This window comes from Acetobacter sp. DmW_136, assembly GCF_008690365.1.
In the GTDB taxonomy this organism is placed as follows: domain Bacteria; phylum Pseudomonadota; class Alphaproteobacteria; order Acetobacterales; family Acetobacteraceae; genus Acetobacter; species Acetobacter oryzifermentans.
Genome location: NZ_VHON01000003.1, coordinates 21753 through 27993, shown reverse-complemented (window position 1 = coordinate 27993; position 6241 = coordinate 21753). Strand labels below are relative to the sequence as shown.

Sequence of the window (6241 nt, the reverse complement as noted above, 5' to 3'; positions counted from 1 at the left end):
GATAATGAGGTTTTCAAATTTTCCTCCATATCGAATGAGATGCTGGCGAGCATTGCTCCAGAACTGCGGATCATCATTCTTGGACATGCAGATCATCATTGATCTTTCCTAACCACACTCATTTTGTATCGGCTTCGGAACGTTACTATGTCGAACCTATATATTTTAGCGAATATAATTGATGTTATGTATCAATTATATTGATACCTTTATGGGACTGTAGCCACATTCTTAAAAATCATTGAGAATCAAATCAGACTACCGGTTCCACGGAACCATGTTCAACGGTTCGGTCCGAGACAAAAGAAGTAATTAGCGTGATCTACTTTACTGCCGTTAGACAATTGCCTTTATGCCTTGCAGGCCTCCATCTGCGCATCGAAGATTTCCAACACCGTGCGCAGGAGAAATATCTGCATCTCCAGGCCAAAACACAGCAGACCTGCACGATCTTATGGATAGTCAAGATGGTCAGGCGCCAGGACGAATTTCATATTCGGGGTCCATCCTCAGTCCTCCGCGCAGAGTTCGTCATCATATGCCCGCCCAAAGTCGAAACCATTGAGCAGAAAATAGAATTTCTGAAAAAAAGGGGGGCCGTAGCACAGCCGGTAAACATGCTGCATGATTTCTGCATCACAGACCGTAGCCAGCAACACTGATTCCAATTGAGGCTTCAAACGGATTGTGAACAACCTGATGACCGCCTTGTCGGTCCGTAAAAGCGAAAAATCTCCGTCCATGCACTTGCTCCGTTCTGTGGGTAAGCAAGGTCTGTTTTGAAAGCATCATACCAAAGGATGTAGCCCCTGACTCGTATGTGAAGTGACGAACGGAGTTGACTCTGATTCTGTTGCTGCGGGAGGAACTGGCTGATGACGAGGGCGGTGAAGCTACGGGATGACTATTCGGCCTCTGACCTGAGACGGCTTGCGGCGCGCAGTCGGCATGCGAATGCTGCGCGCCGGCTTCTGGCTCTGGCGGCGATCCGTGACGGGGCGAGCCGCACCGATGCAGCCCGCGTGGGTGGTATGGACCGCCAGACATTGCGAGACTGGGTTCACCGCTTCAATGCCGAAGGACCCGATGGCCTGCGCGGCTATCAGCACGCGGGGCCAGCCTGCCGTCTGAACATCGCACAGCAGGCCGAATTGAAGGTCCTGGTCGAGGCGGGGCCGGATCGGCAGCGTGATGGTGTGGTGCGCTGGCGCCGGATCGATCTGTAACGCGTGATCAAGGAGCGCTTCGGCGTCGTCTACCACGAGCGGCATGTTTCCACTTTGCTGAAACGGCTCGGTTTTTCTCATGTCAACGCCCGGCCGCGTCATCCGGGGCAGGATCCTGCCGTCATGAAAGCATTCAAAAAAACTTCCCGCGCATCCTGAACGCCCATGTCGGCCATCTGCCGAAGGGAAAGCCGATCGAGATCTGGTTCCAGATGCTATGAGGGCAGACACCGCCAACAAAAAAGGCTCAATCTCAAGCGTGTCAGCATCAATGACGAGGGAGTTCCTGTCATGTCATCCGAGAACGCCATTCACATTGCCATCGAACTCAGCGTTTCCTCCTGGCTTGTCGCGGTAAAGACTGTCCCGGGAGCCGCGAAATCCCGATTGCATCGCTTCGAAGGTGGCGACGCCTCAGGGCTGCTGAAATTGATCGCGGAGCTTCAAACGCGCGCGTTGACCCAGCCAGGTGATGTCGCAGATGTGTCATGCTGCTTCGAGGCCGGCCGCGATGGCTTCTGGCTGTATCGTTTACTGACAGCGCATGGTATCGCCGCGTATGTACTTGAGCCCACGAGCATTCTGGTCAATCGCCGCGCACGTCGGGCGAAGACGGACCGTCTCGACGCGGAAGGCATGCTGCGTGTGCTTGCGGCATGGCTCAATGGTGATCGCCAGATATGCAGCATGGTGCATGTGCCGACACCCGACGAGGAGGATGCCAAACGTACACACCGCGAACGCGAACACCTTGTGCAGGAAAGGCTGCGTATCGAAAACAGAATAGAGGCGCTGCTGTTTACCCAAGGCATCCGGGGTAGACCGTCGTTACGATCCTGGGAGCGCGACGTCGCCGCGTTGCGCACGGGCGACGGGCGGGAACTGCCGCCGTTCCTTCGTGCTGAACTCGACCGCCTGCGTCGTCGGCTTCTCCTGGCGTTGGAACTGATCCGAGAACTGGAAACTGAACGCGCCAAGACACTGGACGCCGCAGCGATGGATGACCGTGTGACTCAAAAGATTGTCTCGCTGAAGCAGATTCGCGGCATCGGTGAGAATTTCGCTGCCGTTCTCGTTCGGGAGGTGTTCTATCGCCGCTTCGACAACCGTCGCCAACTGGCCAGTTACGTCGGCATTACGCACATGCCTTATCAAAGTGGCGGCATGGATCGTGATCGAAGCATCAGCCGGGCCGGAAACCCGCGAGCGCGGACGGCGATGATCCAACTCGCCTGGCTGTGGCTACGCTATCAGCCCGCAAGTGGGCTCGCCACATGGTTTCGTGAGCGCGTCGGCACCTTGAAAGGGCGGACACGGCGCATTGCGATCGTGGCCATGGTGAGAAAACTCCTGATTGCGCTTTGGCGCTATGTGGAGACTAGATCGATACCGGACGGTCTTGCATTCGGTAAGGGACCGGCCGCTGGATAAATAGACAGGATTGCCGCGGGACGATCAGTCGCCAGCGGCGATACGGGGAACGCGACCGTCTTCTTTTTTGGTAATGCCATGCTACCGCGTTTCAGGTGGGTCGCGCGTCGTCGGGGCAGAGCCTCGTGCAAGAGGCATTATGGTGCGGGTCGCTCGCGCGATCCGACCGCATGTAAGGTGATGCAGCCGCTGCTGCGATACGGAATGGCCCCGAGCTCATAAAAGCACCTTACTTATGACCACAGGGATAGGAGACACACCATCGCAAAAATACGTTGACACCCGAACCCTCATGTAAGGACGAAGCCCGGATCGGCCAGAAGAACTGCTTCGTCAGGCAATGGGCCAAGCGTGGCACACGGCCACGCCAACCGGCTGACCAGCGTTACGAGAATGCCTGGCTGTTCGGGGCGATCTGCCCGGCACGCGGCAAGGCTGCCGGCCTAGTGCTCCCGTTCACCGGCACGGCCAGCATGCAACTGCACATCGAGGAAATCTCGCGTTGCGTCGCCCGCGGTACCCACGCGGTCATCCTGCTCGATCGCGCCGGATGGCATCTATGCCCAAGCTCAAAATGCCCCGCAATGTCAGCCTGATCTTCCCACCGTCCCGTGCTCCCGAACTGAACCCGGTCGAGAATGTCTGACAGTTCCTACGCGCCAACTGGTTGTCCAATACCGTCTTTGACAGCATCGAGCACATCATCGACGCCGCCTGTTCCGCCTGGAACAACCTTGCCGACCTGCCGGAAACCATCCGATCCGTCGGTTCCCTCATCGCAGTTATCCTTGATATTCGAGTATTTTTTGGGGCTCCTGCTAAACTGCCTGTCAGGAGAAACATGTTGGTAACTTCGAACGCTGGAGCGGCATTCGTCATCGTCTCAGAATATCACGAAAACGTGAAAATCGACAAAAACGCGCCGGATTACCTTTCCGTCTGTTTCCTATGTGTTTCCTGCGGTGTGATTTGTGCACAAAAAAAGCCACCCTTCTGGGTGGCTTTTCTTCTGTCTTTTCAGACGGATATGTATGGTTGCGGGGACCTGCAACCGAAGAAAACTGCGCTCTTCAAGTAATGAGCAGGCTACATTGGTTGCGGGGGCCTGCAACCAAAGAAAACTGCTACTTGTCAGCGGGTTCGTGGAGAGGCTCGCTGCATGACATAGTTGATTGATAAATAATCGTTTTTATCGATATTCTGTCTCGCCGCACCTTTCCCGGTCAGACCGTGTCAGTCAGCCAGTCCTCGGTTCGAAGACCCTCCACCCGCTGAAATTCCCGCAGATTGCCGGTCACAACAATCAGCCCTCTGCTCCGGGCATGCCCGGCAATCATGAGATCATACGGACCTATGATACGGCCATTCCGTTCAAGTTCGGCCCGAATGTCTGCCGTATGGGCGGCTGCTTCACTGTCGAATGGCAGGACCGCCAGCCTTGCCGCGAAGCGCTCGACTTCACGCCTTGTGCGCACGGGATCGGACGAGCGTTCTGCGCCATAAAGCAGCTCATACAGAACCACGTCCGAGATGCAGAGTTCCTCCGCACAGCTGTTGAACCTCGGACGCAGCCCTTGTGGTCGATCCCGCAATACCCGGATACAGAGGTTCGTATCCAGCAGATAACGCAGCATTCAGAGCGCCTCACGTTCCTGCATGGCCGGCTGGTTCCGCTCCCCCAGATCCACGCCGGGAGCCGCAAAGAAATCATCCCACGCTGCGTCAGCGGGGGCGATGATGCGTCGTGAACCTTCGGACACAATGACGACGTCACGCACCTGCTCCCCGAAGGCGACCATCTTCGGCAGGCGCACTGCCTGCGAGCGGTTGGATAGAAAGAGTGTCGTACGGGTCAGCATCGGCTATTTCTCCCCATGGATATATATTATGTATATCCCATTTGGACGTTGATGTCCCGTATTTTTAGGGCTCTACGCACCGAATGCATACAAGCGGGCCGGATGATACAGTAGATCTTCCGCCCGCCCCATGATGGGACCGCTCTCCTCTCTCCCTGAAAGACAAAAAGACAGCATTCATGACAGACAGGCCACGAACACGAAGTGACGCTTTCGCCCGCGCAGAAGAACGGGGTCGCCACCTGACAGCCACCATTCTGTCAGGGCCGGACATGCTGACGGGAGAGATTTTTGCCCATCGTCTTGGCCTGACTGTCTCAGACCTGCATGATCTGGAACAGGCCCATGCTGTCCTCGTTCTGCCAGAATCCTCACCACGAGAAGCGCGCTATCCGGCCTGGCAGATCGACGCGACGGGACAGCCCTTCCCTGTCCCGCCCGCACTTTTCGATATGCTGGGCGACAGCGGATGGACCATTTACCGCTTCCTGATGCAATCTCATCCTGAACTTGCGGGTCAGACAGCCCTGGAAGCGCTTCGCGATGGCAGGGTGCACTGGTCGTCAGGCTTGCCCACAGCATTGCGGAAGGAACCTTAGCCTGCCCCCCCTTGCCGGTCGGACCTCTTCACTTTCACCACTCCCACACCCTGGGGGCCCGCAACGTGAAGCATACTGGCGCTACTGCCCTCGTCACTCTTAATGCCTTGAGGCTGCTACGGATTCGCAACCATGACCTTGACGAGTAAGATAGCTCTGACGCCAGCTTCCTGACTCGTATATGACGGAGTGGTAAAGCCGAAATTCAGATGTACCCTCTTTCTCTTACGGATTTTCTGCTGAAATATTATTTAGAATCCATGTGTGAATATCTGCACTGTTCGGCTTCCATCCCCATGCCCGCGAGTAGAGGCTGCGCACCCGACTGTTAGACGCCAGGGAATACAGAGCCCTCTGACGCCCCCAGCGTTTTATGGCGGCCTCAACCGTCATGGAGGTTGCCTCACCAAGCCTCAATGCATTGGCAATAGACTGCGCCATATCCCGAAAGGATGCCTCTCCACTCTCAACAAATACAAATGTTGCCGGCGGAGCCTGTTCAAGCGCTAGGAAATACAGGTCCACGACATCTGCTATATGGACTGTCGACCAGCGGTTAAGACCTTTGCCAATATAGCGGGCGCAGCCATTCTCCCGCGCGTAGTCTACCAGAAGGGGAAGCTGGACACTATGAGCCGTCGGCCCCAGAGCCTTTCCATAGATCAGTGAATTACACAGAATGATTGACCGTATTCCAGGTGTTGTCAGGATCGCGTGATCGAGAGCAACTCGCGGAGCTTTTTCTGCCACAGGCAGCGGCATATGGCGCTCGTCGAAAATAGCCTCGCTCGCTTCACCTTCAGCATGATCAGCGACCAGACTGCTGCCACTCGTATGCAAGAAGGCTTTACCGGAACCTGAAAGCGCCGCGAGAAAGGTATCAACTGCATCCCGCTCATCACTGCTTGCCGCATTAACGACCACATCTGCTCTTTGGGCTTCTTCTATGAGAAGATCACGATCCGCCAACGTTCCTTGAACAGGCACCATGCCCAACGCTGCACAGGCCGCCGCTTTCTCGGCGGAGCGAACCAGCCCTCGTACGTCGTGTCCCCTGCGAACAGCTTCAGCAGCAAAGGAGCCGCCAATATAACCACTGGCCCCCGTAACAAACAGCCTCATCTTA

At 56.0% G+C, this 6241-nt stretch carries 6 protein-coding genes and 2 pseudogenes; 4 read left to right on the top strand and 4 right to left on the bottom strand.

Annotated elements, in window-relative coordinates; translation table 11 throughout:
- Positions 1 to 509: 509 nt before the first annotated feature.
- Positions 510 to 743, bottom strand: a complete 234-nt coding sequence (locus FKW31_RS00555) for a hypothetical protein (RefSeq protein ID WP_150177107.1) — start codon at positions 741 to 743, stop codon at positions 510 to 512.
- Positions 744 to 875: 132 nt separating this feature from the next.
- Here FKW31_RS00555 and FKW31_RS00550 point away from each other — a divergent pair.
- The 3 genes and pseudogenes from FKW31_RS00550 to FKW31_RS00540 all read left to right on the top strand — a co-directional run.
- Positions 876 to 1438 (top strand): annotated as a pseudogene (locus tag FKW31_RS00550) (winged helix-turn-helix domain-containing protein); the annotation flags it as partial.
- Between the two features lie 79 nt (positions 1439 to 1517).
- Positions 1518 to 2657, top strand: a complete 1140-nt coding sequence (locus FKW31_RS00545; protein ID WP_150177105.1) for an IS110 family transposase — start codon at positions 1518 to 1520, stop codon at positions 2655 to 2657.
- A gap of 296 nt (positions 2658 to 2953) precedes the next feature.
- Positions 2954 to 3426 (top strand): annotated as a pseudogene (locus FKW31_RS00540) (IS630 family transposase); the annotation flags it as partial.
- A 454-nt stretch (positions 3427 to 3880) separates the two neighbouring features.
- On the opposite strand, the gene vapC reads toward FKW31_RS00540, so the two are convergent.
- Together vapC and vapB are read right to left on the bottom strand one after the other, a co-directional pair.
- Complete coding sequence (gene vapC, locus FKW31_RS00535; protein ID WP_014106242.1) at positions 3881 to 4291, bottom strand: tRNA(fMet)-specific endonuclease VapC; 411 nt, start codon at positions 4289 to 4291, stop codon at positions 3881 to 3883.
- Entirely contained in the window at positions 4292 to 4516 is a 225-nt protein-coding gene (gene vapB, locus FKW31_RS00530) for a type II toxin-antitoxin system VapB family antitoxin (protein WP_010511771.1), read from the bottom strand.
- 179 nt (positions 4517 to 4695) lie between these two features.
- On the opposite strand from vapB, the gene FKW31_RS00525 reads away from it, so the two are divergent.
- Positions 4696 to 5115: a hypothetical protein gene (locus tag FKW31_RS00525; RefSeq protein WP_052051562.1), complete on the top strand. Its 420-nt coding sequence runs from the start codon at positions 4696 to 4698 to the stop codon at positions 5113 to 5115.
- 225 nt (positions 5116 to 5340) lie between these two features.
- Here the strand turns inward: FKW31_RS00525 and FKW31_RS00520 are convergent, their stop codons facing one another.
- Positions 5341 to 6237, bottom strand: coding sequence for an NAD-dependent epimerase/dehydratase family protein (locus FKW31_RS00520; RefSeq protein ID WP_014106240.1), 897 nt, complete (start codon positions 6235 to 6237; stop codon positions 5341 to 5343).
- Positions 6238 to 6241: the final 4 nt, after the last annotated feature.

What these genes read in the sequence shown, in the direction of transcription:
- FKW31_RS00555 (WP_150177107.1), bottom strand. Translation starts at nt 743, where the DNA reads ATGGACGGAGATTTTTCGCTTTTACGGACCGACAAGGCGGTCATCAGG.
- FKW31_RS00520 (WP_014106240.1), bottom strand. Translation starts at nt 6,237, where the DNA reads ATGAGGCTGTTTGTTACGGGGGCCAGTGGTTATATTGGCGGCTCCTTT.
- FKW31_RS00545 (WP_150177105.1), top strand. Translation starts at nt 1,518, where the DNA reads ATGTCATCCGAGAACGCCATTCACATTGCCATCGAACTCAGCGTTTCC.
- vapC (WP_014106242.1), bottom strand. Translation starts at nt 4,291, where the DNA reads ATGCTGCGTTATCTGCTGGATACGAACCTCTGTATCCGGGTATTGCGG.
- FKW31_RS00525 (WP_052051562.1), top strand. Translation starts at nt 4,696, where the DNA reads ATGACAGACAGGCCACGAACACGAAGTGACGCTTTCGCCCGCGCAGAA.
- vapB (WP_010511771.1), bottom strand. Translation starts at nt 4,516, where the DNA reads ATGCTGACCCGTACGACACTCTTTCTATCCAACCGCTCGCAGGCAGTG.